The sequence below is a fragment of the Pseudomonas sp. G5001 genome (genome assembly GCF_013385475.1).
In the GTDB taxonomy this organism is placed as follows: domain Bacteria; phylum Pseudomonadota; class Gammaproteobacteria; order Pseudomonadales; family Pseudomonadaceae; genus Aquipseudomonas.
The window spans coordinates 1-1,696 of record NZ_JACAPZ010000065.1; the positions used below are offsets into that span (position 1 = coordinate 1).

The following is a 1,696-nucleotide window of genomic DNA, read 5'->3' on the forward strand; positions in this document are numbered from 1 at the left end:
TTGCATATGCTTGTATGTACAAGTAAAGATGTGTGCGTAAGAGTCCATGAACATCCTCTTCGCACCCATCAATGTTCGCGCATTGATCGTTGAGGATTTTTTTGTGACCAAGCCTACCCAATACCGTGACGTTGAAATCCGTGCCGCACGCGGCAACACGCTGACCGCCAAAAGCTGGCTGACTGAAGCGCCGCTGCGCATGTTGATGAACAACCTCGACCCGCAGGTTGCCGAAAATCCGAAAGAACTGGTGGTGTACGGCGGTATCGGCCGTGCGGCACGTAACTGGGAATGCTACGACAAGATCGTCGAAAGCCTGACCAACCTCAACGACGACGAAACCCTGCTGGTGCAATCCGGCAAACCCGTCGGCGTGTTCAAGACCCACAGCAACGCCCCGCGCGTGCTGATCGCCAACTCCAACCTGGTGCCGCACTGGGCGAGCTGGGAGCATTTCAACGAACTGGATGCCAAGGGCCTGGCCATGTACGGCCAGATGACCGCCGGCAGCTGGATCTACATCGGCAGCCAGGGCATCGTGCAGGGCACCTACGAAACCTTCGTCGAAGCCGGTCGCCAGCACTACAACGATGACCTCAAGGGCCGTTGGGTCCTGACCGCCGGCCTCGGCGGCATGGGCGGCGCCCAGCCACTGGCCGCGACCCTGGCCGGTGCCTGCTCGCTGAACATCGAATGCCAGCAGGTCAGCATCGACTTCCGCCTGAGCAGCCGCTACGTCGACGAACAAGCCACCGACCTCGACGACGCCCTGGCGCGCATCGACAAATACACCAAGGCCGGCCAGGCGATCTCCATCGCGTTGCTGGGCAACGCGGCGGAAATCCTGCCGGAGTTGGTGAAGCGCGGCGTGCGCCCGGACATGGTCACCGACCAGACCAGCGCCCACGACCCGCTCAACGGCTACCTGCCCGCCGGCTGGACCTGGGACGAATACCGCGCCCGCGCCAAGACCGAACCGGCCGAAGTGATCAAGGCCGCCAAGCAGTCGATGGCCGTGCACGTCAAGGCCATGCTCGAGTTCCAGAAACAAGGCATCCCGACGTTCGACTACGGCAACAACATCCGTCAGATGGCGCAAGAAGTGGGCGTGGAAAACGCCTTCGACTTCCCGGGTTTCGTCCCGGCCTACATCCGTCCGCTGTTCTGCCGTGGCATCGGCCCGTTCCGTTGGGCTGCGCTGTCGGGCGACCCGCAAGACATCTACAAGACCGACGCCAAAGTCAAAGAGCTGATCCCGGACGACGCGCACCTGCACAACTGGCTGGACATGGCCCGCGAGCGCATCAGCTTCCAGGGCCTGCCGGCGCGTATCTGCTGGGTTGGCCTGGGCCAGCGCGCCAAGCTCGGCCTGGCATTCAACGAAATGGTGCGCAGCGGCGAGCTGTCGGCACCCATCGTGATCGGCCGCGACCACCTGGACTCCGGCTCGGTGGCCAGCCCCAACCGTGAAACCGAATCGATGCAGGACGGCTCCGACGCCGTGTCCGACTGGCCACTGCTCAACGCCCTGCTCAACACCGCCAGCGGCGCGACCTGGGTTTCGTTGCACCACGGCGGCGGCGTCGGCATGGGCTTCTCCCAGCACTCGGGCATGGTGATTGTCTGCGACGGTACCGACGAAGCCGCCGAGCGTATCGCTCGCGTGCTGCACAACGACCCGGCGACCGGTGTGATG

General features: G+C 63.4%; 1 protein-coding gene. It reads left to right on the forward strand.

The features are described 5' to 3' along the window. Nucleotides 1-103: 103 nt before the first annotated feature. The coding region (gene hutU, locus HX805_RS31975) for a urocanate hydratase (protein WP_177117655.1) at nt 104-1,696 on the forward strand (1,593 nt) is incomplete at its 3' end.